Annotated in this window: 21 protein-coding genes and 1 riboswitch; of the genes, 9 read left to right on the top strand and 12 right to left on the bottom strand. The window is 68.9% G+C overall.

Annotated features, from left to right (window positions below):
- Both AC069I_RS15380 and AC069I_RS15385 read right to left on the bottom strand, forming a co-directional pair.
- The coding region (locus AC069I_RS15380) for a serine hydrolase domain-containing protein (RefSeq protein WP_478265672.1) at nucleotides 1-1,260 on the bottom strand (1,260 nt) is incomplete at its 3' end.
- A 92-nt stretch (nucleotides 1,261-1,352) separates the two neighbouring features.
- Nucleotides 1,353-2,081 carry a sugar isomerase domain-containing protein gene (locus AC069I_RS15385; protein WP_478227569.1) on the bottom strand — a complete coding sequence of 243 codons (729 nt, stop codon included), beginning with the start codon at nucleotides 2,079-2,081 and terminating at the stop codon, nucleotides 1,353-1,355.
- A gap of 131 nt (nucleotides 2,082-2,212) precedes the next feature.
- Between AC069I_RS15385 and AC069I_RS15390 the strand changes: the two genes are divergently transcribed.
- The 4 genes from AC069I_RS15390 (at nucleotide 2,213) to AC069I_RS15405 (ending at nucleotide 6,093) form a co-directional block, all read left to right on the top strand.
- Nucleotides 2,213-2,908, top strand: coding sequence for an alpha/beta hydrolase (locus tag AC069I_RS15390; RefSeq protein WP_340683070.1), 696 nt, complete (start codon nucleotides 2,213-2,215; stop codon nucleotides 2,906-2,908).
- A 21-nt stretch (nucleotides 2,909-2,929) separates the two neighbouring features.
- Nucleotides 2,930-4,192 carry a class I SAM-dependent methyltransferase gene (locus AC069I_RS15395; RefSeq protein WP_478265673.1) on the top strand — a complete coding sequence of 421 codons (1,263 nt, stop codon included), beginning with the start codon at nucleotides 2,930-2,932 and terminating at the stop codon, nucleotides 4,190-4,192.
- 94 nt (nucleotides 4,193-4,286) lie between these two features.
- On the top strand, nucleotides 4,287-5,501 hold the full coding sequence (locus AC069I_RS15400; RefSeq protein WP_478227571.1) for an LCP family protein: 1,215 nt from the start codon (nucleotides 4,287-4,289) through the stop codon (nucleotides 5,499-5,501).
- 61 nt (nucleotides 5,502-5,562) lie between these two features.
- Nucleotides 5,563-6,093, top strand: coding sequence for a GNAT family N-acetyltransferase (locus AC069I_RS15405; RefSeq protein ID WP_478265674.1), 531 nt, complete (start codon nucleotides 5,563-5,565; stop codon nucleotides 6,091-6,093).
- Here AC069I_RS15405 and AC069I_RS15410 read toward each other — a convergent pair.
- From AC069I_RS15410 to AC069I_RS15455, 10 genes are all read right to left on the bottom strand, one after another.
- Nucleotides 6,080-6,544 carry a peroxiredoxin gene (locus AC069I_RS15410; protein WP_034311845.1) on the bottom strand — a complete coding sequence of 155 codons (465 nt, stop codon included), beginning with the start codon at nucleotides 6,542-6,544 and terminating at the stop codon, nucleotides 6,080-6,082. The genes AC069I_RS15405 and AC069I_RS15410 overlap by 14 nt on opposite strands.
- Before the next feature lie 17 nt (nucleotides 6,545-6,561).
- Nucleotides 6,562-8,409, bottom strand: a complete 1,848-nt coding sequence (locus AC069I_RS15415; protein ID WP_478227573.1) for a putative bifunctional diguanylate cyclase/phosphodiesterase — start codon at nucleotides 8,407-8,409, stop codon at nucleotides 6,562-6,564.
- A 209-nt stretch (nucleotides 8,410-8,618) separates the two neighbouring features.
- Nucleotides 8,619-10,064 carry a cytochrome P450 gene (locus AC069I_RS15420; RefSeq protein ID WP_478265675.1) on the bottom strand — a complete coding sequence of 482 codons (1,446 nt, stop codon included), beginning with the start codon at nucleotides 10,062-10,064 and terminating at the stop codon, nucleotides 8,619-8,621.
- Between the two features lie 138 nt (nucleotides 10,065-10,202).
- A complete protein-coding gene (gene metE, locus AC069I_RS15425; RefSeq protein WP_478265676.1) occupies nucleotides 10,203-12,476 on the bottom strand; it encodes a 5-methyltetrahydropteroyltriglutamate--homocysteine S-methyltransferase in 2,274 nt (757 codons plus the stop codon).
- A gap of 99 nt (nucleotides 12,477-12,575) precedes the next feature.
- Nucleotides 12,576-12,798: riboswitch (cobalamin riboswitch) on the bottom strand.
- Nucleotides 12,799-12,952: 154 nt separating this feature from the next.
- Nucleotides 12,953-14,029: a ribonucleotide-diphosphate reductase subunit beta gene (locus AC069I_RS15430; RefSeq protein ID WP_340683063.1), complete on the bottom strand. Its 1,077-nt coding sequence runs from the start codon at nucleotides 14,027-14,029 to the stop codon at nucleotides 12,953-12,955.
- Nucleotides 14,030-14,103: 74 nt separating this feature from the next.
- The gene (locus tag AC069I_RS15435) at nucleotides 14,104-17,088 is read right to left on the bottom strand and encodes a ribonucleoside-diphosphate reductase subunit alpha (RefSeq protein ID WP_340683062.1); all 2,985 of its coding nucleotides are present in this window, start codon (nucleotides 17,086-17,088) and stop codon (nucleotides 14,104-14,106) included.
- Between the two features lie 222 nt (nucleotides 17,089-17,310).
- On the bottom strand, nucleotides 17,311-17,919 hold the full coding sequence (locus tag AC069I_RS15440; RefSeq protein WP_478227617.1) for an acetoacetate decarboxylase family protein: 609 nt from the start codon (nucleotides 17,917-17,919) through the stop codon (nucleotides 17,311-17,313).
- Complete coding sequence (locus AC069I_RS15445; RefSeq protein ID WP_478227576.1) at nucleotides 17,916-18,755, bottom strand: enoyl-CoA hydratase-related protein; 840 nt, start codon at nucleotides 18,753-18,755, stop codon at nucleotides 17,916-17,918. Before AC069I_RS15445 ends, AC069I_RS15440 begins: the two co-directional genes overlap by 4 nt.
- 41 nt (nucleotides 18,756-18,796) lie before the next feature.
- Nucleotides 18,797-19,276, bottom strand: coding sequence for a tetratricopeptide repeat protein (locus tag AC069I_RS15450; protein ID WP_478227577.1), 480 nt, complete (start codon nucleotides 19,274-19,276; stop codon nucleotides 18,797-18,799).
- Nucleotides 19,273-19,665 (bottom strand): MerR family transcriptional regulator, encoded by a 393-nt coding sequence (locus tag AC069I_RS15455; protein ID WP_478227578.1) that lies wholly within the window; start codon nucleotides 19,663-19,665, stop codon nucleotides 19,273-19,275. Before AC069I_RS15455 ends, AC069I_RS15450 begins: the two co-directional genes overlap by 4 nt.
- A 50-nt stretch (nucleotides 19,666-19,715) precedes the next feature.
- Here AC069I_RS15455 and AC069I_RS15460 point away from each other — a divergent pair, with 50 nt between their 5' ends.
- From AC069I_RS15460 to AC069I_RS15480, 5 genes are all read left to right on the top strand, one after another.
- Entirely contained in the window at nucleotides 19,716-20,576 is an 861-nt protein-coding gene (locus AC069I_RS15460; RefSeq protein ID WP_478227579.1) for an NAD(P)-dependent oxidoreductase, read from the top strand.
- A gap of 270 nt (nucleotides 20,577-20,846) precedes the next feature.
- Nucleotides 20,847-21,641: a TIGR03084 family metal-binding protein gene (locus tag AC069I_RS15465; protein ID WP_478227580.1), complete on the top strand. Its 795-nt coding sequence runs from the start codon at nucleotides 20,847-20,849 to the stop codon at nucleotides 21,639-21,641.
- The gene (locus tag AC069I_RS15470; protein ID WP_478227581.1) at nucleotides 21,638-23,329 is read left to right on the top strand and encodes an acyclic terpene utilization AtuA family protein; all 1,692 of its coding nucleotides are present in this window, start codon (nucleotides 21,638-21,640) and stop codon (nucleotides 23,327-23,329) included. Before AC069I_RS15465 ends, AC069I_RS15470 begins: the two co-directional genes overlap by 4 nt.
- Nucleotides 23,326-24,474: an acyl-CoA dehydrogenase family protein gene (locus AC069I_RS15475; RefSeq protein ID WP_478232317.1), complete on the top strand. Its 1,149-nt coding sequence runs from the start codon at nucleotides 23,326-23,328 to the stop codon at nucleotides 24,472-24,474. Before AC069I_RS15470 ends, AC069I_RS15475 begins: the two co-directional genes overlap by 4 nt.
- On the top strand, nucleotides 24,471-26,069 hold the full coding sequence (locus AC069I_RS15480; protein ID WP_478265677.1) for an acyl-CoA carboxylase subunit beta: 1,599 nt from the start codon (nucleotides 24,471-24,473) through the stop codon (nucleotides 26,067-26,069). Before AC069I_RS15475 ends, AC069I_RS15480 begins: the two co-directional genes overlap by 4 nt.
- The last annotated feature ends 128 nt before the right edge of the window (nucleotides 26,070-26,197 follow it).

Below are 26,197 nucleotides of genomic sequence, written 5' to 3' on the forward strand. Positions count from 1 at the left end.
TACCCTACTTTTTCCGTTTCCTTCCGAGGGGGAAGGGGGGGGAAAAAGGGGGGCGGTCCTTTGTGTGGTGGGTGGGTGGGGGGGGGTGGTGGGGGGAAAACCCCAACCCCCCCCCCACGACCGCAGGGCGCGGAAGGTCGCGTTCACCAGCGCCATCTTCCGCGGATCGTCCCGCATCAGCGGGCCCATCCGGTTCATCGTGTAGCCGAAGGCGATCCCGCTTTCGGGATCCGCGCCACCGGACGAGCCGCCGAACCCGTCGTGCCCGAACGCGCGCGGGTTCGGCCCGAAGCCGCGTTCCTCGCTGCCGAGGTAGAACCCCAGCGCCCATTCGTTGCCCAGCCCGCCGACGACGTCGGCCTCGCGGCCCTGTCCTTCACGGGCGGTCGCGAGCGCTCCGGCCGAGAGCAGGCGCCCGGAGGCGAGCGCGCCGTAAATGGTCGCGATGGCCCTGGCGGTGCCGTGACCGTTCAAGGCGGGCAGGATCGCGCGCCGCCACGCGGGATCGTTGGCGTCACGGCCTTGTACGCGCGGGTTCGCCAGCGCCGCGAGAGCGACCGGGCCTGCGTTGGTGAACGCCTGGGTCAGCGCGGTCGTCATCTCGGCGCTGAGCACGGGCTCGACGAGGGTGGAGCAGCGCGCCAGATCGGCGTCGGAGTCCAGGCCGATCCGGAAGTCCGCGTCCAGCGGGCCGGCGATGTGCCCGGCGAAGTACGCGCGGACGTCCTGCCCGCTCACCCGGCGGATCACCTCGCCGACGAGGAACCCGAACGACAGCGCGTGGTAGCCGCTGGCGGTGCCCGGTTCGAAGAGCGGCGCCTGCGCGGCGAGCAGTCCGGTGATGTGGTCCCAGTCGTACAGTTCCTTCACCGTCACCGGCCGGTCGAAACCGACCCCGGTCACCCCGGAGCGGTGCGAGAGCAGCCAGCGCACCGGGATCTCCCGCTTGCCCGCCGCCGCGAACTCCGGCCAGTACTTCGCGACCGGCGCGTCGAGCTCGAGCAGTCCGGCGTCGGCGAGGTGGTGAGCGCAGAGCGCGGTCATGCCCTTGGTGGTCGACCAGACGTTGGTGAGCGTGTCCGCCCGCCACGGGGTCGTCCGGTCCGGATCGGCCCAGCCGGCCCAGAGATCGACCACGGTCTCGCCGTGCCGCGTCACCGAGAACGCGGCGCCGATCTCGTCGCGTTCGGCGAAGTTCTCCTCGAAGGCGGCGCGGACGGGTTCGAAGCCCGCCGCGCACTCGCCGTGGATCTCGGTCATGGCACGGACCTCCTGCGGACACCGACCGGTCGGTATGTGACCGTAGAAGCGCCGCGCGGACGAGTCAAGGAACTCGTCCGCGCGGTAAAGAACTAGCGGAGAGCGGGAACCCGCGCGCCGTACTTGGCCAGCAGCGCGGCGTTGGCCTCGTCGCCACCGTCCACGTTGGAACTGCGCCACAGCGGGATGTCGACGCCCTGCGCCGCACCGAGGTCGACGACCTCGGCGAGCACGAGGTTCCACAGGAACGCGTTGATCACCGTGGACAGCGGCGCGGTCCGCGGCGCTTCCGGCGGGTAGCTCGCGTCCCCGGGACGGACGTGGGAGTCGAGCACGATGGTCGCCTCTTCGAGCAGCGTCGTGGCCGCGCGTTTGGGCGCCTTGGCCACCGACGCGGCCGAACTCACCGCGATGACCGCTGCCCCGCGCTTCCGGGCACCGGCGGCCAGTTCGACCGGGTACGGGTTGACCCCCGAGGTCGAGAACACCACGAGTACGTCGTCCGGGCCCGGCGCGCGCTCGGCCAGCACCTCTTCGGCCAGCCCGGAGCGGCGCTCGGTCTTGGTGCTGTGCTGCGCGCCGTGCAACGGCAGCAGTTCGGGGTGGTAGACCGGGTACACACAGGCGAGCCCACCCGCCCGGTAGAAGGTCTCGGCGACCGCGGCCAGTGAATGTCCGGCCCCGGCGGTGAACACCAGGGCGTCCGCCCGGATGACCCCCAGGATCAGCTCGGCCGACTTCCGGATCTGCTCCGCGTTACCCCGTTCGGCCTCAGCGAGCCGTTCGGTGACGCCTGCACAACGTTCGGTGGTGCTCACCACATCCGCCCTTCCGTCTGGAGATCAGCGACGAATGTATCGCGTGGACCAATGGCCGAAGTGGAATACATCGGGTCATGATCGAGGTTGACCCGATCACTGCGGCCGGGGTTTCGGAGACTGGAGGGTCCAGGGTGAGCGAGGCTGATCCCGCGGTGCGGACTTGGCGAGTACGCGGCCGGGTGAAAGGCGTGGTGCTGGTCCTGCACGGCGGCGCGGAGCACAGTCATGCCCGCGTCGCGCCGTGGCGGCTGGCGTACCAGCGGATGGTGCCGCTGGCGAGGGACGTCCATCGGGCGGGCCGGGCGCACGGGGTCGAGGTGAGGCTCCTGCGCAACCGGATCTACGGCTGGAACGACCACGGCACCGACGCGCTCGCCGACGCGCGCTGGGCACTGGAACGCGTCCGCGATGACCATCCGGGGGTTCCGGTGATCCTCGTCGGCCATTCGATGGGCGGGCGGGTCGCCCTGCGCGTCGCCGACGATCCGGCCGTCATCGGCGTCTGCGCGCTGGCGCCGTGGACACCACCGGGTGAACCCATCGGTGCCGTCGGCGGCCGTGCCGTGCTCATCGCGCACGGGACCAAGGACCGGATGACCGATCCGGTGGCATCACACGCTTTCGCGGAACGCGCCGAAAAGGTGACGTCGCGATCCGCGCGGTTTGAAATAGGCGGCGAAGGGCACGCGATGCTACGAAGGTCTCGCGTCTGGAACCGTCTCGTACGCGCTTTCACACTCGAGCTGATCGAAGCCGGGGGAACTGACGAAACGCTGAGCGGCGCCTGGGGGCGGCCGAGCTCGGAACGGCTGCGGATCCCGGTCTAGACCGGGCGGGAGGGAGTACTCATGTCCACGTCGAGCGTCGATCGGACGGCCGGTTCGTCCGGCCTGCCCACCCTTGACGAAAACCGGTGGCCCGGACTGGCCACCCCGCCGCATTCCCCGTTCCGGGCGCGGATCGCCGAGCAGTTGTTCCGGCAGGCGGTGCGCCCGCTGAACGTCCGCGTGCGCATGCCCGACGGCTCGCAGCTCGGCGCCGGCGGGCCGGACGCGCCCGAGATGCGGCTCAACCGCCCCGCCGCCTTCTTCCACCGCCTCGGCGTGGACGCGAAGATCGGCTTCGGTGAGGCCTACATGGTCGGCGACTGGACGAGCGACGCGCTCGCCGAGGTGCTGACCCCGTTCGCGGAGCGGATGGCGACGCTCATCCCGCCGCTGCTGCAACGGTTCCGCCGCTTCGTCGACCGCGGCCACCCGGCCGGCGAGGAGAACACCGTCGAGGGCGCGCGGGCGAACATCCATCGCCACTACGACCTGTCCAACGACCTGTTCGGTGCGTTCCTGGACCCGTCGATGATGTACTCGTCGGCGTTGTTCGGCCCGGACGACGACCTCACCGCCGCCCAGCACCGCAAGATCGACAGCGTCCTCGACTACGCCGGGGTCCGCGAAGGCAGCACCGTGCTCGAGATCGGCACCGGCTGGGGCGAACTCTCGATCCGGGCCGCCGCGCGCGGGGCCACGGTCACCTCGCTGACCATTTCCGAGGAGCAGGCGAAGCTGGCGACCGAGCGCATCGCGGCGGCGGGCTTCGCCGACCGCGTCGATGTCCGGCTGTGCGACTACCGCGACTCGACCGGCCAGTACGACGCCGTGGTCAGCGTCGAGATGATCGAAGCGGTCGGGGAAGCGTACTGGCCGACGTTCTTCGAGACCATCGGGAAGCGGCTGAAGCCGGGCGGAAGGCTGGGGCTCCAGGCCATCACCATGGACCACGAACGCATGCTCGCCGCGGCCCGGTCCTACACCTGGGTGCACAAGTACATCTTCCCCGGTGGGCTCATCCCGTCCACGACGTCGGTCGAGCAGGGCATGCTGGCGCACACCAGGCTGAAACTGGAGGGAGTACGCGAGTTCGGCCAGGACTACGCCCGCACGTTGCGGCTGTGGCGGGAGAATTTCAGCCAGCGGTGGGACGAAATCACCGAACTGGGCTTCGACGACGTCTTCAAGCGGACGTGGGAGTTCTATCTGGCGTACTCCGAAGCGGGGTTCCGTTCGGGGTATCTCAAGGTCCACCAGTTCGGATTCGCCGAAAACGGACGGTGAGCTCCACCCAACCGATGCGGGGTGCCGGACGTCCTTCACCTAGGGTCTGCGGTTGACTGGGCCCTACACGCGAGACCGGGACGGGTGATTCGGCATGACGTATGGAGGCGACGACCGAGGGCGACGGATGCCGCCGCCGCAACGGCCGCCGTCCGGCCGCCCCCGGCGGCATCAGCCCGCGCAGATGATGCCGCTGCCGGGCCGGGGGAGCAGCCCGTACGACGAGCGGACGAGGCCCATGGGGCACGGCGGCCAGGAACGGCCCGCCGGTCCGCCACCACGCCGTCCAGGCCCGCCGCAGCCCCCTCCTGGCCGCCCGGCCGACGACGGTGCGCGGCCGCCGCGGCGACGTAAGCGCTGGGGCTTCGGCAAGGTGCTGCTCACCCTGCTGACCGTGTTCGTGGTGTTCCTCGCCGGCGTGTGGGTGTACCTGGAGTTCTCCATCAACCGCGTCGACGCGCTGGCCGACTACTCCGGCCGCCCCGTCGCTGCCGAAGGCACCAACTGGCTGATCGTGGGCTCCGACAGCCGCGACGGGCTGACCCCCGAAGAGCAGGAGAAGCTGGTCACCGGGGACAGCAAGGCCGCAGGCGGTGGCAAGCGCACCGACACCATCATGATCGCGCACGTCCCTGACAACAGCACCAAACCGACGCTGCTGAGCCTTCCGCGCGACTCGCAGGTGACCATCCCGGGGCACGGCAAGAACAAGATCAACGCGGCGTTCTCGATCGGCGGCCCGACGCTGCTCGCGCAGACCGTCGAGGGCGCCACGGGCCTGCGCATCGACCACTACGCCGAGATCGGCTTCGGCGGCTTCGCGAAGATCGTCGACGCGATCGGCGGGGTCCACATGTGCGTCGAGAAGCCGATGGAGGACACCCTCACCAAGATCAAGATCCCCGCGGGCTGCCAGGACCTCCAGGGCCCGCAGGCGCTCGGGTTCGTCCGCATGCGGCACAGCGAGGCCACCCCGCGTTCGGACCTCGACCGCGTGGCCAACCAGCGGAAGTTCATCGGCGCGATGGTCAGCGAGATCGGCAGCCCCGGCACATTGCTGAACCCGTTCTCGCTTTTCCCGCTGCTGTCGACGGCGCCGGACGCGCTGACGATGGATTCGGGCGACCACGTGCACAATCTGGTGGGGCTGGCGCTGGCGATGCGCGGGATCTCCTCGGGCGGCGTCGTCACCACGACGGTGCCGGTGACCAGCGGTTCGGCGGAGAACTGGGACAAGACGAAGTCGAAGCTGCTGTTCGACGCGTTGAAGAACGACACGGAGATCCCGGACAGCGCGATCTTGACCTGATCGTCGGCCTCGTGAGTGGTAAGGACGGTTCTAACCGTCCTTGCCACTCACGAGGAGCCTGATGGAAGCGCCCGCCGAAACCCTCGCCGACGACGTCGTCACGCTGCGCCGCTGGAAGCCGGAGCAGCTCGAAACCCTCGCCGCCGTCGCGGGCGACTCCGCCGGGCATCTCGGCGCCTGGATGATCTGGGCCACCTACGGTTGTGGCCGTCGTGAAGCCGCCGACTTCCTGGAGCGGACCGCGGAGAACTGGGCCGACGGCAAGACCTACGACTTCGCGATCCTCAGCGGGGAAGACCTCGTCGGCGGCGCGGGCATGATCACGCATCCGGGCCGGATCGAGATCGGTTACTGGCTCGGCAGGCACCACACCGGTCGCGGCTTCGCGACCAGGGCCGCGAAGCTCTTGGCCGACGAGGCTTTCCGGCTCGGCGCGCCGGGGATCGAGATCCGGCACGACGAGAAGAACCTCGCGAGCGGTGCCGTGCCCGCGCGGCTGGGCTTCACGATGACCGGCGACGAGGCCGCCGAACCGCCGCTCGCCCCCGCCTGCGCGGGCGTCAACCGGATCTGGCGGCTCAAGCGTCCTTAGTCTTGCGCTCGCGCAAGGCCGCGAGCGCCTTGTCGGCGTGCACGGTGAACTTCAGCTCACTCTTGATCACTTCGAGCACCTTGCGGTCGGTGTCGATGACGAAGGTGTGCCGTTTGGCATGCAGCGGGCTGAATTTGCGCCATACGCCGAACTGTTTCGCCACCACACCGTCCACATCGGACAGCAGGGGGTAGTCGAAGCCGTGCTTGGCGGAGAACTCCTGCTGTTTGGCTACGGCGTCCGGGCTGATGCCGACGCGGTGCGCGCCCACTTCGGCGAATTCCGCGGCCAGGTCGCGGAAATGGCAGCTTTCCGCGGTGCAGCCGCTGGTCATCGCGGCGGGGTAGAAGAACAGCACGACCGGGCCGGACGAGAGGAAGTCCGACAGCGTGCGCTCCTCGCCCTTGTCGTCGGGCAGAGTGAAGTCCGGGGCGATGTCACCTTGGTCCATGGACCGATCCTGTCACGTCAGTGGGCGTGCCGTTCGATCAGCTCGTCGACCTCGTCCCCGGTCGCGGAATCCGCCACGAACGAACCACGCGCCGCGAGTACGCCGTACCGCCGCAGCCGTTCGGCCTGTTCGTGACTCCGGACGCCCTCCGCGCCGATGCGCAGGTTCAGCTCCTTGGCCCTGGCGACCAGCTGGCACAGGTGGCGGACGTCGGCCTCGTCCTCGCCGTCGGCCAGCGCGTCGACGACCGCGCCGGACAGGATCACGTGGCGGACCGGCAGCCCGTGGCGCGGGATCAGCTCCAGATCGTCCGAACCGGAGATGGCCAGCACCAGCTGGGAGCCCAGATCGGCCAGCACGGCGAAGGAGTCCAGCACCTCGCCGCTCGAGTCGAGCACGGACTCGCGGTCCGTGCACAGCCGCAGCGCCTGGGCGGGCAGGTTGTGCCGGTCGAGCTGTTCCTTGACCAACAGGACCAGATCGGGCTCGATGGCCAGCCGGTTCGGCAGCCGCACGCAGACGTCGGGAGCGGCCTCGCCGAACCTGTTCCGCCATCTCGCGGTGGCGGCGAGCGATTCGGCCAGCAGCCATCGGCCGAGCGGGATGGTCATCCCGGTGATCTGCGCGAGCGGATAGAAATCGTCCGAGTCCAGTTCACCCTTCTCCGGGTGGCTCCAGCGCAACCCGGCGTTGACCGCGGCCAGCTGGTCGGGATTCGCGAGCTTCACCGTCGGCTGGTAGATCAGCGAGAACTCACCGTTCTCCAGCGCGCCCGCGATGACCGCGCCGAGCTGGTAGCGGCCCCGGTCACGCGCGTCGAGTTCCGGATCGAACAGCATCCACTGCGCCTTGCCCGCCTCCTTGGCGCGGTGCAGGGCGATTTCCGCGGCGCGAAGCAGGTCTTCGGGTCCGCCGTCGGCGACCGGGCGGACGACGATGCCCGCGCTCGCGCTGACCCCGATACCGTGCCCGCCGAGGTAGATCGGCTCGACCAGCTCCTCCAAGGCCTGCTCGACCAGCGCGATCACATCGGGCGGGGTGAAGTCGCCGCGCAGCAGGACGGCGAACCCGTCGCCGGACAGCCGGGCGACCGAGCCGTTGTGCCTGCCGGTGAAGACGGACGTGAGCTTCTTCGCGACCCCGCGCAGCACCTGATCGCCCACGCCGGCCCCGAGACCGTCGTTGATCACCTTGAAGCCGTCGACGTCGAGATAGACGAGCGCGACCTGCTCGCCGCCGGACCCGGCCAGCGCGGTTTCGAGGGCGTTGCCGAACGCGGTGGCGTTGGGCAGGCCGGTCAGCGCGTCGTGCACGTTCTGGTGCAGCAGCCGTTCCTGCAGCAGGTGGATCTCGTTGGCGTCGGAGACCATCAGCACCGGATAGGTCGAATCGGGCCGGTCACCCGGGAGGTCGGTGAGAGTCACGTCGACCCAGAGCGAGCCTTCCTCGCTGTGATCCAGCAGCAGGCGTTCCTGCTGTGTCGGCTGCCCGTGCGTCATGAGCTGCGCGAGCGCGTTCCGCAGGCGGGCGACGTCGTGTTCGGCGGAGCCGAGATCGGGGATCTCCCGCCCGCGCAGCGCGGAGGGGCGGCAGCCGAGGAGACGGCCGAGCGCGGCGTTCGCCTCCACGATGGTGCCGTTGGCGTCCGCGAGGGCGATCCCGATGGGAGAGGCGGAATAGAGCTTGGAGAAGCGCAGCACGGCGGGCTGATGGTCGGGCTCGGCCAAGACGGCGTCCTGGGCGACACCGAGCAGCAGCTGTTCGAGTTGCTCCTTGGGAAGCGATACTCCTTTAGTGTCAGCGAGCGTCTCGGCCCATCTCCGAGCGACGTCCACCAACCCTGGCGCGGAACCAGGTTCGGGCACACTTCACCTCTTCATGCTCGGTTGATGGCCAGCTCAGACCGGGTGTCCGAGCCCACGGACCCACACTAGGTATGGGCCGACCGGGTGTAGTGTCACGGCATCATGCGCGATCCGGGGTGTCTACCGGCTGAAAGGGTGATCGCTGCTACACGAGTGGTGACCGGAAGTTACCAAGAGTGCTCGATCGTGTTTGTCCGATTGGTCCGGCTTCAGCGGGATGTCAGGCGGATCGGCAGTCCGTCCGCCGGCACGGGCAGCGAGACGTAGTCCCAGCGTGCGGTGTAGTTCTCCGGTACCGACCACCGATACGCCCGCAGCATCTCGTGCAGCAGCGCCTTCACCTCGAACGTCCCGAAATGCAGGCCGATGCACTTGTGCGCCCCGCCGCCGAACGGCATCCACGCGTAGCGATGCGACTTGTCCTCGCGGCGGTCCTCGCCGAAGCGGTCCGGGTCGAACCGCATGGGGTCGGTCCAGTGCTCCGGCGAGAAGTGGTTGACAGTGGGGGAAACCCCGACGAGTGTCCCTTCGGGAATGAAATGCCCGAGAACCTCGGTGTCCTTCACGGTCTTCCTGGTCAGGGAAGGAACCGGGGCCACCAGCCGCAGGGCTTCCTTGATCACCAGATCCAGCGTCGTCAGGGTCTCCAGCGCCTCGATGTCCGGCACGTCGTCGCCGAGCGCGAGCGATTCCCGGCGCGCGCGTTCCTGCCACTCGGGATTCTTGGCGAGGTGGTAGACGGCGGCGGCGCTGGTGATCGTCGAGGTGTCGTGCGCGGCCATCATCAGGAAGATCATGTGATTGACGACGTCGGAGTCGGTGAAGCGGTCACCGTCTTCGGTGGTGGCGTGGCACAACGCGGTGAAGAGGTCGTCGCCGTCGCCGGCCCGTTTCGCCGGCAGGTTCGCCGAAAAGTAGCGTTCGAGGACCTTGCGGCCGTGCAAACCCGCCGCCCAGCGGCCGCCGGGAACGGGGAACCGCACGATGGCCGTGCCCGCGCGCACGGAGTTCACGAACGCGCGGTTGATCGCGGCCGCGTCGTCGCCGGAACTCATGCCCATGAACACGCGCGTCGCGACGTCGAGCGTGAGCTGCTTGAGGGACCAGTAGATCCGCGGGTTCGGCCGGTCGGCCCACGCGGCGACGCCCTTACGCAGGGCCGGCCCCATCTGGTCGACGTAACCGGTGAGCCGTTGCCGGGAGAACGCCGCCTGCATGATCCGCCGGTGCAGATGGTGCTCGCCGAAGTCGAGCAGCATCAGACCGCGGTCGAAGAACTGCTCGATGAAGAACTTCCAGCCCTCCTGGGAGAAGGCCTTGTCCTTGTTCACCAACGCGATCTGGGTGGCCTCCGGACCGGTGAGCGCGACGATGCGGCGCCCGAACGCGCCCATCCACGACACCGGTCCGTAGGTCTCGTAGCGTTTGAGGCCGAACTCGATGCCGAAGCGCATGAAGTCCAGGGCGTGCCCGATGACCGGCGGGCCTTCGTCGCCGAGGACGGGTTTGAGGCCCGGCGGGGCGGGCGCGAGCTCGCGGACCGGCCAGGTCGCGCCGAGCCAGCGCTGGTCGACCGAACGCGGCAGGGGGATCGAGGTGAGCGGCGGGACCCGCTCGCGCAGTGCCCCGGTGACCTTTTCGACGGCGTTCGCCATGGCGACCATCTCCCCGCTGAGATCGGTTACCGTTCCACCATCGCACCCTTATTGACGTCCTGACAATACCCCGGTGGAAGTTCCGTGAAGGCCTCCTTCACTACCTTGAGGGTAGGGAAGGAGGCCTTCACGGACCGGTCAGGCCAGTTCGGCGCGGACCACGCGGGCGGCCGCGACCAGGTTCCGCAGGGCCGGTTCGACCTCGGCGTACCCACGGGTCTTCAGACCGCAGTCCGGGTTGACCCAGATCCGCTCGGCGGGCACGGCGCCGACGGCGGTCCGCAGCAGCCCGCTGACCTCGTCGACCGCGGGGACGCGCGGCGAATGGATGTCGTAGACGCCAGGCCCGACGCCGCGGCCGAAGCCCGCCGCGCCGAGGTCGGTGACGACCTCCATCTTCGACCGCGCGGCCTCGATGCTGGTGACGTCGGCGTCGAGCGCGTCGATCGCCTTGACCACGTCGCCGAATTCCGAGTAGCACATATGGGTGTGGATCTGCGTCGCGTCGTCGATTCCGGAAGTCGCCAGCCGGAACGACGAAACCGCCCACGCGAAGTACGCCTCGTGCGCCGCCGCGCGCAGCGGGAGCAGCTCCCGCAGCGCCGGCTCATCCACCTGGATGACGCGGATGCCCGCCTCCTGCAGTTCGTGCACTTCGTCGCGGATGGCCAGCGCCACCTGACGGGCGGTCTCGCCCAGCGGCTGATCGTCGCGGACGAACGACCACGCCAGGATCGTCACCGGTCCGGTCAGCATGCCTTTGACGGGTTTGCCGGTCAGGCCCTGCGCGTAGCGGGCCCACTCGACGGTCATCGGCTCCGGCCGGGAGACGTCGCCGTACAGGATCGGCGGCCGGACGCAGCGCGAACCGTAGGACTGTACCCAGCCGAAGTCGGTGGCCGCGAACCCGGCCAGCCGCTCGGCGAAGTACTGCACCATGTCGTTGCGCTCGGGTTCGCCGTGCACCAGCACGTCCAGGCCGAGGTCCTCCTGCAGCCGGACGACGCGCTCGATCTCCGCCTTCATCGCGGCTTCGTAGCCCGCGTCGTCCAGCGAACCCGCCTTGTGCGCGGCCCGCGCCTTGCGGACGTCGGTGGTCTGCGGGAACGAGCCGATCGTCGTGCTCGGCAACGGCGGCAGCTTCAGCGCGGCCTGCTGAGCCGCCGCGCGCCGGGCGTAGGGGGAGCGGACGGTGTCCTCCGGCCGCAGTGCCTCCAGCCGGGCGCGGACCCCGCTGTCGGCCAGGTCGGCCGCCGTCGCGCGATCCGTGGCCGCGGCACGGGCGGCGGAGAGGTCGACGCCCTCTTCCTTCAGCGCGCGCCCGAGCAAGACGACCTCGTCGACCTTCTGCCTGGCGAAGGCGAGCCAGCCCTTCAGACGCGGGTGCAGTCCGTCCTCCCGCTCGACGTCGTAGGGCACGTGAAGCAATGAGCAGGACGTCGACACGCTGACCGATTTCGCGATACCCAGCAGCATCGCCGCTCGGCTGAGCGCGCGGGTCGGATCCGTGCGCCAGACGTTGCGCCCGTCCACGACACCGGCCAGCACCTCCTTGTCCCGCAGGGCGGGTTCGGCGGCGACGGCGTCCACAAAGGACTCATCGGTGACGAGGTCGACCGCGATGGCGTCGATCGGAGAGCGCGCGAGCACACCCAAGCCGCGGCCGAGACCGCCGAAGTACCCGGCGACCAGGATCTTGGGCCGCGCGGTCTCCTTCGCGAGCCGGTGGTAGGTGCGGATGAGCGCGTTGAGCTCCCTCTCGGTGCGGTCCGCGGCGAAGGCGGGTTCGTCGAACTGAACCCACTCGACGCCTTCGTCGTGCAGACGGCGCAGCAGCTCGACGTAGCCGTCGAGGAGGTTGTCGAGCAGGTCCAGCGGTCGGAAGTCCTCCGGAGCGGTCTCGGCCGGCTTCGCGAGCAGCAGGAACGTCACCGGGCCCACCAGCACCGGCCGGGTCTCGACACCGACCGCACGGGCTTCGCGGTATTCGTCGAGCGGTTTGGTGCCGGTGAGCGAGAACGTCGTGTCCGGGCCGAGTTCGGGGACGAGGTAGTGGTAGTTCGTGTCGAACCACTTCGTCATCTCCATCGCCGGCGCGTCCTGCACCCCGCGTGCGGCGGCGAAGTAGGTGTCGAGCGGCGAGAGACCGAGCGTCGTGAAGCGCTCCGGCAGCGCTCCGAACAGCTCGGTGGTGTCGAGCACCTGGTCATAGTGGGAGAAGGTGTTGGAGGGGACGGATTTCAGTCCCGCGTCCTTGAGTTCCCGCCAGGTCCTGGTGCGCAGCGCGCGGCCGGTGCCCAGTAGCTCGGCCTCGTCGATCTTGCCCGCCCAGTAGCGTTCGAGTGAACGCTTGAGTTCCCTGTCCGGTCCGATCCGGGGGTAGCCCAGCACAGTCGTGCCGATTTCGGTCACAGCTCTCTCCTCGCGAGCTTGTCGGGCGAGCCCGGAGCGCGCGGGGATGACCGCCGTTCGGTCGTGCCCATCCCACGAGGCCCGGACTCACGCACGCCGTCGGCGCGCGTACCACGGGCAGGTCTTCGGACTCGTGGGCGACTCGCTCGTTCCTACCGGCCGTCGCTTCCCGGGGCGCCATGTCCCAGTGCTTTACCGTGTCTCGCACGGTGACGGCTTTCGTTCCCACATACCGCTGCGGGGCAGTCCCGGATTCGCACCGGGTTCCCTGTTACCTCGACCGGCCTGGGAGGCCGGGCGAACCAGTAGCACCCCGGAGCGTACCGAATTCGGGTCTCGCGTGACTGGAGGCGTAACTCACGTGATCGGAGGCGGAACACGCGTGCCTGGAGACGGAACACGCCGGGCGGAAGTCCGCCCGGCGTGTTCCGTGTTCAAGCACGCGAGTCACGTGCCTGAGCACGCGAGTTCGGGGTTCAGTCCCAGTCGAGGGCACCACCGGACTGGTACTCGATGACGCGGGTCTCGAAGAAGTTCTTCTCCTTCTTGAGGTCCATCGCCTCCGACATCCACGGGAACGGGTTCTCCGTCTCGCCGAAGATCGGCGCGAGACCGATCTGCTGCGCCCGCCGGTCGGTGATGAAGTGCATGTACTGCTCGATCAGCTCGGCCGAGAGCCCGAGCATGCCGCGCGGCATGGTGTCGCGGGCGTAGGCGACCTCGAGTTCGCACGCCTCGGTCAGCATGGTGCGGACCTCAGCCTGGAACTCCTCGGTCCACAGGTGCGGGTTCTCGATCTTGATCTGGTTGATGCAGTCGATGCCGAAGTTCAGGTGGATCGACTCGTCGCGCAGGATGTACTGGTACTGCTCGGCGATGCCGACCATCTTGTTCCGGCGGCCGAGCGACAGGATCTGCGCGAAGCCGGTGTAGAACCACATGCCCTCGAAGATCACGTAGAACGCGACGAGGTCACGCAGGAAGGCCTGGTCGGCCTCCGGCGTCCCGGTCTCGAAGTCCGGGTTCTCCAGGTTCTGCGTGTACTTCAGCGCCCACGCGTCCTTGTCCGAGATGGACGGGACCTCGCGGTACATGTTGAACAGCTCGCCCTCGACCAGGCCGAGGCTCTCGCAGATGTACTGGAAGGTGTGCGTGTGCACGGCCTCCTCGAACGCCTGGCGCAGCAGGTACTGGCGGCATTCGGGGTTGGTGATCTGCCGGTATACCGCGAGCACGATGTTGTTGGCCACCAGCGATTCCGCGGTGGCGAAGAAGCCGAGGTTGCGCTTGAGCATGGTGCGCTCGTCCTCGGTGAGGCCGTCGGGCGACTTCCACAGCGCGATGTCGGCCTGCATGGCGACCTCGGTCGGCATCCAGTGGTTGTTGCAGCCGGCGAGGTACTTCTCCCACGCCCAGGTGTACTTCATCGGCAGCAGTTGGTTGACGTCGGCGCGGGCGTTGATCATCCGCTTGTCGTCGACGTTGATGCGGGCGGCGCCGACTTCGATCTCACCGAGGCCGGTGGCGTCGGTGGAGGCGTCAAAGGTGGTCATGAAGGGCACACTCCAAGAGGCGTCGTGAGTGGTAAGGACGGTTCTAACCGCCCTTACCACTCACGAGGATGTCGTTACTGGCAGGCTTCGCAGTCGGGGTCGTCGATCCGGCAGGCGGCGCCGTCGGCGGCGACGAAGTCGACGTCCGAGACCTTCGGCATCTCCTTCGGCTCCGGCTTGGCGGCCGGTGCGGGCGCGGTGACCGGCACGGCCGGGACCGCGGCGGAAGCCGACGGGGCGGGCGAAGCGGCGGGAGCCGGGGCCGGAGCGGCGGGCTTCGGCGAAGCGGGTGCGGCGGGGGCCGGGGTGGCCGAGACCGCGTTCAGCTTGCCGTCGGTGCCGCGCAGGGTGCTCTTCTCCACGTGCGTCGCGGACCGCGCCCGCAGGTAGTACGTGGTCTTGAGGCCCTTGTGCCAGGCGTAGCGGTACAGCTCGTCGAGCTTGCGGCCGCTGGGCGCCGCGATGTACAGGTTCAGCGACTGAGCCTGGTCGATCCACTTCTGGCGCCGCGAACCGGCGTCCACCAGCCACTTGGACTCGATCTCGAACGCGGTCGCGTACAGCGCCTTCAGGTCGTCCGGCACGCGGTCGATCTGGCCGAGGCTGCCGTCGAAGTACTTGAGATCCGACACCATGACCTCGTCCCACAGCCCGCGCTCCTTGAGCGAGCGGACCAGGTGCGGGTTCACCACGGTGAAGTCACCGGACATGTTCGACTTGACGAACAGGTTCTGGAACAGCGGCTCGATCGACTGCCCGACCCCGCAGATGTTGGAGATCGTCGCGGTCGGCGCGATCGCCATCACATTGGAGTTGCGCATGCCGACGGTCTTGACCCGCTCGCGCAGCGGCGCCCAGTCCAAAGTGGACGAGGTGTCGACGTCGAGCGCGTCACCCTGCCGCGCGTCGATCAGCAGCTGCATCGAGTCGATCGGCAGGATTCCCTTGCTCCACAAGGAACCCTCGAACGTCTGGTACTGGCCGCGCTCCTCGGCGAGGTCGGTCGACGCCGAGATCGCGTAGTAGCTGATGTGCTCCATGCTGGTGTCCGCGAACTGCACGGCCTCGTCCGAGGACAGCGGGACACCGATCTCGAACAGCGCGTCCTGGAAACCCATCAGGCCCAGCCCGATCGGGCGGTGGCGCAGGTTGGAGCGGCGCGCCTCCGGGATCGTGTAGAAGTTGATGTCGATCACGTTGTCGAGCATGCGAACGGCCGTGCGCACGGTCTTCTCGAGGCGCTTCGTGTCGAGGCCCTCGGGGGTGACGTGCTTGAGCAGGTTCACCGAGCCGAGGTTGCAGACCGCGACCTCGTCGGTGGTGGTGTTCAGCGTGATCTCGGTGCACAGGTTGGACGAGTGCACGACACCCACGTGCTGCTGCGGCGAACGCAGGTTGCACGGGTCCTTGAAGGTGATCCACGGGTGGCCGGTCTCGAACAGCATGGTCAGCATGCGGCGCCACAGGTCGACCGCGCGGACCTTGCGGAACACCTTCAGCTCGCCACGCTCGGCGGCGGCCTCGTACTCGCGGTAGCGCTCGGCGAACGCGTTGCCGTAGAGGTCGTGCAGATCCGGGGTCTCGTTCGGCGAGAACAGCGTCCACTGCGCGTCGGCCTCGACGCGGCGCAGGAACTCGTCCGGCACCCAGTTCGCGGTGTTCATGTCGTGCGTGCGGCGACGGTCGTCACCGGTGTTCTTGCGCAGGTCGAGGAATTCCTCGATGTCCACGTGCCAGGTCTCGAGGTACGCGCAGGCCGCGCCCTTGCGCTTGCCGCCCTGGTTCACCGCGACCGCGGTATCGTTGGCGATCTTGAGGAACGGCACGACACCCTGCGACTGGCCGTTGGTGCCCTTGATGTGCGCGCCGAGGCCGCGGACCGGGGTCCAGTCGTTGCCGAGACCGCCCGAGTACTTCGCCAGCAGCGCGTTGTTCTTGTACGCCTGGAAGATCGAGTCCAGGTCGTCGTCCACAGTGGTCAGGAAGCACGACGACAGCTGCGGGCGCGTGGTGCCCGAGTTGAACAGCGTCGGGGTGGACGCCATGAAGTGGAACGTCGAGAGCAGCTCGTAGAACTCGATGGCGCGGGCTTCCCGGTCGTCCTCGCGGATCGCCAGGCCCATCGCGACGCGCATGAAGAACGCCTGCGGCAGCTCGAAGCGGACGCCGTCGTGGTGCTGGAAGTACCGGTCGTACAGGGTCTGGAGGCCGAGGAAGCCGAAGTCGAGGTCACGCTCGGCGCGGATGGCCGCGGTGATCTTGTCCAGGTCGAAGGTCTGCAGCTCGGGGTTGACCAGCTCCAGCTCGATGGCGCGCTTGAGGTAGTCCCGGAAGTACTGCGGGTACCTCGCGGTCATCTCGTCTTGGCTGGCCTGCTGCGGCACTCCCGCGAGGTAGCTGAGCGCCTCGCCGCGGAGCTTGTCCGCGAGCAGCCGGGCACTGACGTAGGAGTAGTTGGGCTCCTGCTCGACGAGCACGCGCGCGGCCATGATCTGGGCGAGGGCGAGTTCGTCGGCGCTGATGCCGTCGTAGAGGTTGCGCTTGGCCTCGGCCAGGACAGGCTCGGCCGAAACGTCCTCGAGGCCGGCGACGGCCTCGCCGACCACGTGCGAGACGCGGGCCCAGTCGAGCGGGCGAAGCGAGCCGTCGGCCGCCTTGACGCTGATGGCGACGTCGGACGACGCGGGCTTCTCGGCCTCACGGGCCTTCGCGCGCTCCTCGCGGTACAGGACATACGCGCGGGCGACCTTGTGGTGCTCGCCGCGCATCAGCGCCAGTTCGACGATGTCCTGGATCTGCTCGATGTGCAGCGCGGTCTCGGGACCGGCGTGGCGGAGCAGGGTGGTCTCGATCTGCTCGGTCAATTCCTTGACCAGGTGGTGGATCCGCGACGAGGCGGCCGCGTCACCGCCCTCGACGGCGAGGAAGGCCTTGGTCACGGCGACCGAGATCTTGTTCGCGTCGAAGGGGGACACGCTGCCGTCCCGCCGGATGACTCGCACGGTCGCGGGCGTGGTGTCCGAGGACGAAGGTGGCCGCTGACCGATTTCCACTGACATGCGTAGTCTCCAAAGGGCGCGTTGAAGCACCGCAAGGCCGCACAAGGCCGTGCGCTGCACGTTCACAAAGCTGTCCGGCAACCGCTCCCGAGCGGTCTCCCCGTCGCTGGGCGGTACCGGTTCCCAGAGACTACATGTAGGGGTCGGAGGCCGCACGTGCCCCAATGGGTGGCGTGTCGTGGTCTCACCCTGGCGGGTTAGACGATCACGCTGAGCGGCTGGTCAGCCGCCGAAAACGATCTTGAAGTCGCGCAGGCAGGCGCTCAGCGCGGGCCGCTGACCGGCAAGGAAGCCGAACGGGCCGGACTCGTTGATCCGCCAATCCGCGGCCGCGGGACGCGGGTTCGCCGTCGCTCGGACGGGGCTTCTTTTGAGACGGCCGTCCAGCATTTGGACGACGTCGAAGGCCGCGGGCATCCGCACCGGGAGGCTCGGGCGCGGGGTGAAGGCCGCCGTCGCGATCCAGTCCTCGTGGGTGGCCGCCGAGGCGGTGAAGGTCCGCCCGTGGGCGAAGTCGAGCGCGGCGAGATCCTTGGGGATGCCCCACAGTGCGCGTCCGCCGGCGAGGGAGACCTCGCTGTCGACCCAGATGTCGGTGATGGAGCTGGAGAGGCGTTCGCCGCGGACCGCGACGGTCGCCAGCAGTTCGTGGTACTGGAGCTGCCCGGGCTCCTGGTAGTCGATCCAGGCGGTGAACACCTGGGCGCGGCCGCCCAGCGTGATCGGCTCGGCGCCGCTGGGCAGTTCGGGCAGTTCGCTCACCGGGATACGCCAGATCGACAGGTACGCCTGACCCGCCAGGTTCCAGGGCTCCGGGGGATAGGCGGTCACGAGTTCCGCCACGGCAGATAGGCGGGCTGGTCGGTGTCGACGCGCATGGAGAACTCCGGTGGTCGTTTCTGCAGGAAGGACACGACTCCCTCGACCGCGTCCGGGCTGGCGCCCAGCCCGCCGATCAGCTTGGAGTCCAGTTCGTGCACCGGGAACGGCGACGCGGCGCTCGCCATCCGGTACAGCAGCTGCCGGGTCACCGCGACCGAAACGGGTGAGGTGGTCGTCGCGATCTCGAGGGCCAGTTCGCGCGCCTTGCCGAGCACTTCCTCGGGCTCGTGGACACTGTGGACCAGCCCGGCGGCCTTCGCCTCCTCGGCGCCGAAGACACGCCCGCTGACCATCCAGTCGAGTGCCGTTCCCATCCCGACGAGCCGCGGGAGGAACCACGCGGACGCGCCTTCGGGGTAGATCCCGCGGCGGACGAAGACGAAGCCGAACCGGGAATCCGTGGACGCGAGACGGTAGTCGCAGGACAGCGTGATCGTGATGCCGCCGCCGACGGCCGCGCCCCGCAGGGCCGCGATCACCGGCTTGTTCATCGTGAAGATCCGTTTCGAGCAGCGTCCCGCCGGCTCCTGCCACGCCGCGTCCGGGCCGGTCTCCGGGTCGAAGTCGAAGCCGCCCTGCGTGAGATCGGCGCCCACCGAGAAATCCTTGCCGTTGCCGGTCAGGATCACCACCCGGACGTCCTCGTCGCGGTCGGCCCGGTCCATCGCGTCGCCGAGTTCGTCGGCCATGCGAATGGTGTAGCCGTTGCGGGCTTCGGGCCGGTTGAGCGTGACCGTCGCGATGCGGTCGGCGACCTCGTAGGTGATTTCGGCGTACGCGCTCATGACGTGAAAGTAAGGCTACGTTGACAAGGTGTCAATAAGGCTCATTCGACGTCGTCCAGATGGTCCGCGTAGTACTCGACCGCTCGCCGGTACCGCTGGACGCCGTCGTCCGCGCTGGTCGCCGCGAGCACCTTCAGCAAGGTTCCCGCCGCCTCGCGCGCCTCGCCGACGTTGTAGAGCGCCATCGCGAGGAACGTCCTCAGCGCCGCGTCGTCCGGGAACTCGCCGAGGCCGCGCCGCAAGGTCGCGAGCGACTCGTCGTACCGGCCGAGGACGCGATAGGTGCTGCCGAGCCCGACGAACACGCCATGCCTGTCCTCTGTGGACAGACCGTCGCCCGCGAGCGCCTGTTCGTAGAACGGGGCCGCTTCGGCCTCCAGTCCGGCGGAATCGTGGGCCCAGGCCGTCTGGTAGGCGATCACGGCGTCCCGCGGGTGCCGCCCGGCCAGCTCGATCAGCCGCAGGCGCGCCTCGTCGGTGCCTTGCTCCCGCAGCCGGATCGCTTCGTGTGCCTCGTTCACGCGGCGGCGCCGTCGAAAGGCGGATAGGTCTCGCCGCCGACCCGCTCGGCCACGACGATGTACTCGGCCAGCGCGTCGCGCGATCGCGTCAGCTTGGCCAGCTGCTCGTCCAGGCGTCCGAGCCGCTCGCGCATCGCGGCCAGCAACTCGGGGCAGCCGATCAGCTCGGGTTCCTCGCCGATCGCGCAGGGGAGCAGGTACGCGATGTCTTCGGACGACAGGCCGGCGGCGAGCAGATGACGGATCTGCTTCACCCGCAGCAAAGCCGTCTCGTCGTACTCGCGGTAACCGTTCGCGCCGCGGCTCGCCTCCAGGAGGCCTTGTGCCTCGTAGTAGCGCAACTGGTGGGCGTTGACGCCCGTCCGGTGACTCAGTTCACCGATCTTCATCGCTTTCCCCACTTGACCTTCATACCGGTATCAACGTTGACGATCGTGCCATGACAGACAACGAGAACACCCCGGTATCGGTCGTCGGCCTCGGTCTCATGGGCACCGCGCTCGCCCGCGCGTTCCTGAAGGCGGGGCATCCCACGACCGTGTGGAACCGGACGGCCGCCAAGGCGGACGCGCTCGTGGCCGAAGGCGCGCGGCTCGCGCCCACGATCGGCGACGCGCTCGGCTCGGGCGGTGTGACGATCCTGTGCCTCACCGACTACTCCGCCGTGCGTGCACTGCTCGGCGACGCCGTGCTGGCGGGCACGACACTGGTCAACCTGACCTCGGGCGACTCCGCCCAGGCGCGGGAAACCGCCGCCTGGGCCGAAAAACGGGGCGCCCGGTACGTGGACGGCGCGATCATGGCCATCCCGTCGACGATCGGGACCGCCGACGCGGTGATCCTGCTGAGCGGGCCGCGGCCGGACTTCGAGATCGGCGCGCTCGGCACGATCAGCCACCTCGGCGAGGACCCCGGACTCGCGTCCCTGTACGACGTCGCCGGCCTGACGATGATGTGGAGCGTCCTGAACGCGTGGCTTCAGGGCACCGCGATGCTCAAGACGGCCGGTGTCGACGCCGCGACGTACGCGCCCTTCGCGCAGCAGATCGCCGTCGGGGTGGCGGGCTGGCTGCCCGGGTACGCCGAACAGGTCGACAAGGATTCCTTCCCCGCGGAGGTGTCGGCCTTGGAAACCGATGCACGGGCAATGGCGCATCTGGTCGAGGAATGCGAGGCACTGGGCGTGAACGCCGAACTGCCGAAGCTGTTCAAGGCGATGGCCGACCGTGCGATCGCCGCCGGGCACGGCGGGGAGCAGTACCCGGTGCTGATCCGGGAATTCGAGCGGCCGGGGAGCTGACCTGGCCCGATGTCCGTGAAGGCCTCCTTGAGGGATCCTTCTTCACCATCGGTGTGTCGGTAGTCGAGGCGATGTCGCGCGGAGGTCGTGGGCGACGGGGTTCAGTGTCCCCAATGTGGCATTGGGGACACTGAGCGTCTCCGATGCCACATTGGGGACACCTCGAAGCCAGTTGGAGTCGCGGCTGCACGCCGACTGAGGAAAACAATCAGGCGTGCTTGATTTTTCCGGCGGGCGGTGCCAGCCTGAGGGAGACGCGAGGAGGCGGGCATGGCTGACCTGGGCGTGATCCTTGGGGATCTCGCGGCGGAATCGCAGGCCATCGACGACGTGGTGGCGGATCTGCCCGCGTCGGACTGGGCGCGGCGGACCCCGGCCGAAGGCTGGACGATCGCCCATCAGATCGCTCATCTGGCCTGGACGGACAAGAAGGCGCTGATCGCGGCGCGCGGATCCGAGGCCGAGTGGCAGGCCGAGATCGAAGGGCTGCTCGCGACGGGCGAGTCCTACGTCGACGACGGCGCGGCGGAGGGCGCGAAGACGCCGCCGCGTGAGCTGCTGGCGGAGTGGCGCGCCGGCCGCGCGAAACTCGCCGACGCGCTCGCGGCGGTGCCCGACGGACAGAAGATCCCCTGGTACGGCCCGCCGATGAGCGCCGCGTCCATGGTGACGGCGCGCCTCATGGAGACCTGGGCGCACGGCCAGGACATCTACGACGCGCTCGGCGTCACGCGGGAGAACACCGCGCGGATCTGGCACATCGCCCGTTTCGGCACCCGCACTCGCGACTTCGCCTACAAGCTCAACTCGCTCTCCCCGCCCAGCGAGGAGTTCCGTGTCGAGCTGACCGCGCCCGACGGCACCACCTGGGACTTCGGGCCCGAGGGTGCCGGACAGCGGCTCACCGGCAGTGCCGTCGACTTCTGCCTCGTCATCACCCAGCGCCGTCACCCCGCCGACACCGACCTGGTCGCCACCGGCAAGGACGTCGAGGAATGGCTCGGGATCGCGCAGGCCTTCGCCGGACCTCCCGGTGCCGGGCGGAAACCGGGGCAGTTCGCATGACCCCGATCAGGATCGGCAACGCGTCCGGGTTCTACGGCGACCGGTTCTCCGCGGTCCACGAGATGCTCACCGGCGGCCCGCTCGACGTGCTGACCGGCGACTACCTCGCCGAGCTGACCATGCTCATCCTCGGCCGGGACCGGATGAAGGACCCGAACCGCGGGTACGCCAAGACCTTCCTGCGCCAGATGGAGCAGAATCTCGCGCTGGCGAAGGAAAAGGGCGTCAAGATCGTCGCCAACGCCGGCGGGCTCAACCCCGCCGGTCTCGCGGACGCGCTCCGCGAACTGGCCGCGAAACTCGGCGTCGACGTCGCGATCGCGCACGTCGAGGGCGACGACCTCATCCAGCGTGCGGAAGAACTCGGCTTCGGCAAGACCCTGACCGCCAACGCGTATCTCGGCGCGTGGGGTATCGCGGAATGCCTGAACGCGGGCGCCGACATCGTGGTGACCGGCCGCGTCACCGACGCGTCGGTGATCGTCGGCCCGGCCGCCGCGCACTTCGGCTGGGCCCGCGACGACTACGACGCGCTGGCGGGCGCGGTCGCCGCCGGGCACGTGATCGAATGCGGCACGCAGGCCACGGGCGGCAACTACGCCTTCTTCACCGAGCACGAGCTCGGCGTGCCGGGGTTCCCGATCGCCGAGATCTCCGCCGACGGCTCCAGCGTGATCACCAAACACCCCGGCACCGGCGGTGTCGTGAACGCCGGAACCGTGACCGCGCAACTGCTCTACGAGATCACCGGCGCCCGGTACGCCGGGCCGGACGTCACGACGCGGTTCGACACGCTGACGCTCTCCGAGGACGGCCCGGACCGCGTCCGGATCAGCGGCGTCACCGGAGAGCCGCCGCCTCCGACCCTGAAGGTCTGCCTGAACGGGCTCGGCGGTTTCCGTAACGAGACGACGTTCGTCCTCACCGGACTCGACATCGAGGCGAAGGCCGCGCTGGTGAAGGAACAACTCGAAGGCGCGCTCAAGGCCAAGCCGCCGGCGGGCGTCCAGTGGACCTTGGCTCGCACCGACCGGCCCGACGCCGAAACCGAGCAGCAGGCGAGCGCGCTGCTGCATGTCGCGGTGAAGGACGCCGACCCGGAGGTCGCCGGGCGCGCGTTCAGCGGCGCGGCGATCGAACTCGCGTTGGCGAGCTACCCGGGCTTCCACGTCACCGCGCCGCCCACGGCCGCCTCGCCCTACGGTGTGTACCGGCCCGCTTTCGTCGACGCGCACGAGGTGCCACACGTCGCCGTCCTGCCGGACGGAACACGCCGCGACATCGCGCCCGCCGCCGAAACGCTGCCTTTGTCCGATGTGGACGATGATCGGCCGCCCGCTCCGTTCACTCAGGCGCGGGTCCGGCGGGCACCGCTGGGCAGGGTGGTCGGCGCCCGCAGCGGCGACAAGGGCGGCAACGCGAACGTCGGTGTCTGGGCGCGCTCCGACGAGGCGTGGCGCTGGCTCGCGCACCGGCTCACCGTCACCGAGTTCAAACTGCTGCTCCCGGAGACCGCGGACCTCGAGGTCCGGCGGCATCTCCTGCCGAACCTGCGGGCGCTCAACTTCGTCGTCGAAGGCATCCTCGGCGAGGGCGTCGCGTCGCAGGCGCGGTTCGACCCGCAGGCGAAGGCGCTCGGGGAATGGCTGCGCTCCCGCGAGATCGACATCCCGGAGGCCCTCCTGTGACCGACCCCTTCTCCACGCCGGAACGCGCCGAACTGCGCAAGACCGTGCGGCGGTTCGCCGAAACCGAGATCCTGCCCCACCTCGAAGAGTGGGAGCGCGAGGGCGAACTGCCCCGCGATCTGCACCGCAACGCCGGGGAACTCGGACTGCTCGGCGTCGGCTTCCCCGAGGAGGTCGGCGGCGGAGGCGGCGACTACCTCGACGCGGTGGTCATCGCCGAGGAACTGCATTACGCGGGCGGTTCCGGCGGGCTCTTCGCCTCGCTGTTCACCTGCGGCATCGCCGTCCCGCATATCGCGGCGGCCGGTGATCCGGTGCAGATCGAACGCTGGGTCCGGCCGGCCCTGGAGGGCCACAAGATCGGCTCGCTCGCGGTCACCGAACCCGACGGCGGCTCCGACGTCGCCGGGATCCGCACCACGGCGGTACGCGAGGGCGACGAGTACGTCATCAACGGCGCCAAGACCTTCATCACCTCGGGCTGCCGCGCCGACTTCGTGACGACCGTGGTCCGCACCGGGGAAGCCGGCGCCCACGGGATCTCGCTCATCGTGGTCGAACGCGGCACACCGGGCTTCACCGTCTCCCGCAAGCTGGAGAAGATGGGCTGGCTCTGCTCGGACACCGCCGAGCTGTCCTATGTGGACGTCCGGGTGCCAGCCGAGAACCTGATCGGGGCGGAGAACAGCGGGTTCGCGCAGGTCGCCACCCAGTTCGTCACCGAGCGGGTCTCGCTGGCGGTGCAGGGTTACGCGCACGCGCAGCGGGCTCTGGACCTGACGCTGGACTGGTGCCGCCTGCGCGAGACCTTCGGCCGTCCGCTGATCTCCCGCCAGCTGGTGCAGCACAAGCTGACCGAGATGGCCCGCAAGATCGACGTCGCCCGCACCTACACCCGGCAGGTCGCCCAGCGGCACGTCGCGGGCGAAGAGGTCATCGCCGAAGCCTGTTTCGCGAAGAACACCGCCGTCGAGACCGCCGAATGGGTGGTCAACGAGGCCGTGCAGCTGCACGGCGGACTCGGCTACATGCGGGAGTCCGAAGTGGAGCGTCACTACCGTGACGTGCGCATCCTCGGTATCGGCGGCGGGACCAACGAGATCCTCACCGGCTTGGCCGCGAAGCGATTGGGATACACCGCATGAGCACGATCAGGTCAGGAGTGGACACGCGGGCCGAGGAGTTCGCCACCAACCGTGAGTCCATGCTCGGCAAGCTGGCCGAGATCGACGGCGAGCACGCCAAGGCGATCGCGGGTGGCGGCGAAAAGTACGTCACCCGCCACCGCAAACGCGGCAAGCTGCTGGCCCGCGAGCGGATCGAGCTCCTCCTCGACGAGGACTCGCCGTTCCTGGAACTGTCGCCGCTGGCGGCCTGGGGTTCGGACTACCAGGTCGGCGCCAGCGTGATCACCGGCATCGGCGTCGTCGAAGGCGTCGAATGCATGATCTCGGCGAGCGACCCCACGGTCAAAGGCGGGGCGAGCAACCCGTGGACGGCCAAGAAGAGCTACCGGGCCGCGGACATCGCCGCGCAGAACCGCCTCCCGGTGATCAACCTCGTCGAGTCCGGCGGGGCGGATCTGCCGACGCAGAAGGAGATCTTCATCCCCGGCGGCCGGATCTTCCGTGACCTCACGCGGTCTTCGGCGGCGAAGGTGCCCACCATCGCGCTGGTGTTCGGTAACTCGACCGCCGGCGGCGCGTACCTGCCCGGCATGTCGGACTACGTCGTGATGGTCAAGGAACGCGCGAAGGTGTTCCTCGGCGGGCCGCCGCTGGTCAAGATGGCCACCGGTGAGGAGTCCGACGACGAATCGCTCGGCGGCGCCGAGATGCACGCCCGCACGTCGGGGCTCGCCGACTACCTGGCGGCGGACGAAGAGGACGCGATCCGGCTCGGCCGCAGTATCGTCAAGCGGCTGAACTGGACCAAACAGGGACCGACACCGAAACCCGACTACGCCGAGCCGCTGTACTCTGCCGAAGACCTGCTCGGCATCGTGCCCACCGACCTCAAGGTGCCTTTCGATCCGCGTGAGGTGATCGCCAGGGTCGCCGACGGTTCGGACTTCGACGAGTTCAAGCCCCTGTACGGCAGCAGTCTCGCCACCGGCTGGGCGAGCATCCACGGCTATCCGGTCGGTATCCTCGCCAACGCGCAGGGGGTGCTGTTCGGCGAAGAGTCGCAGAAGGCCGCACAGTTCATCCAGCTGGCCAACCAGATCGACACGCCGCTGGTCTTCCTGCACAACACCACCGGCTACATGGTCGGCAAGGAATACGAGCAGAGCGGCATCATCAAACACGGCGCGATGATGATCAACGCCGTGTCGAACTCGAAGGTGCCGCATCTGTCGGTGCTCATGGGTGCCTCGTACGGCGCCGGCCACTACGGCATGTGCGGCCGCGCCTACGATCCCCGGTTCCTCTTCGCCTGGCCCAGTGCGAAATCCGCGGTCATGGGACCGCAGCAGCTGGCGGGCGTGCTGTCCATCGTGGCCCGTGCCGCCGCCGCGTCGCGCGGGCAGGAGTACAACGAGGAGCACGACGCCGCCATGCGCGCCATGGTCGAAGGCCAGATCGAAGCCGAGTCGATGCCGATGTTCCTCTCCGGGATGCTCTACGACGACGGGATCATCGATCCCCGCGACACCCGCACGGTGCTCGGGCTCAGCCTGTCCGTGATCCACAATGGACCAGTGAAGGGCGCCGAGGGCTTCGGCGTCTTCCGTATGTGACGGGAGGCGGAGCAGACTGATGTCGCGGCAACCAGATGTACGTCAAGGCGCGCGCTCGGCCGAAGGCCCCGCTATCGGGGTGGCAGGGCGCTTGTCGACCAACAGTGCGGGTGCTACGCGAAGTTGCG

The organism is Amycolatopsis sp. NPDC043885 (genome assembly GCF_056435685.1).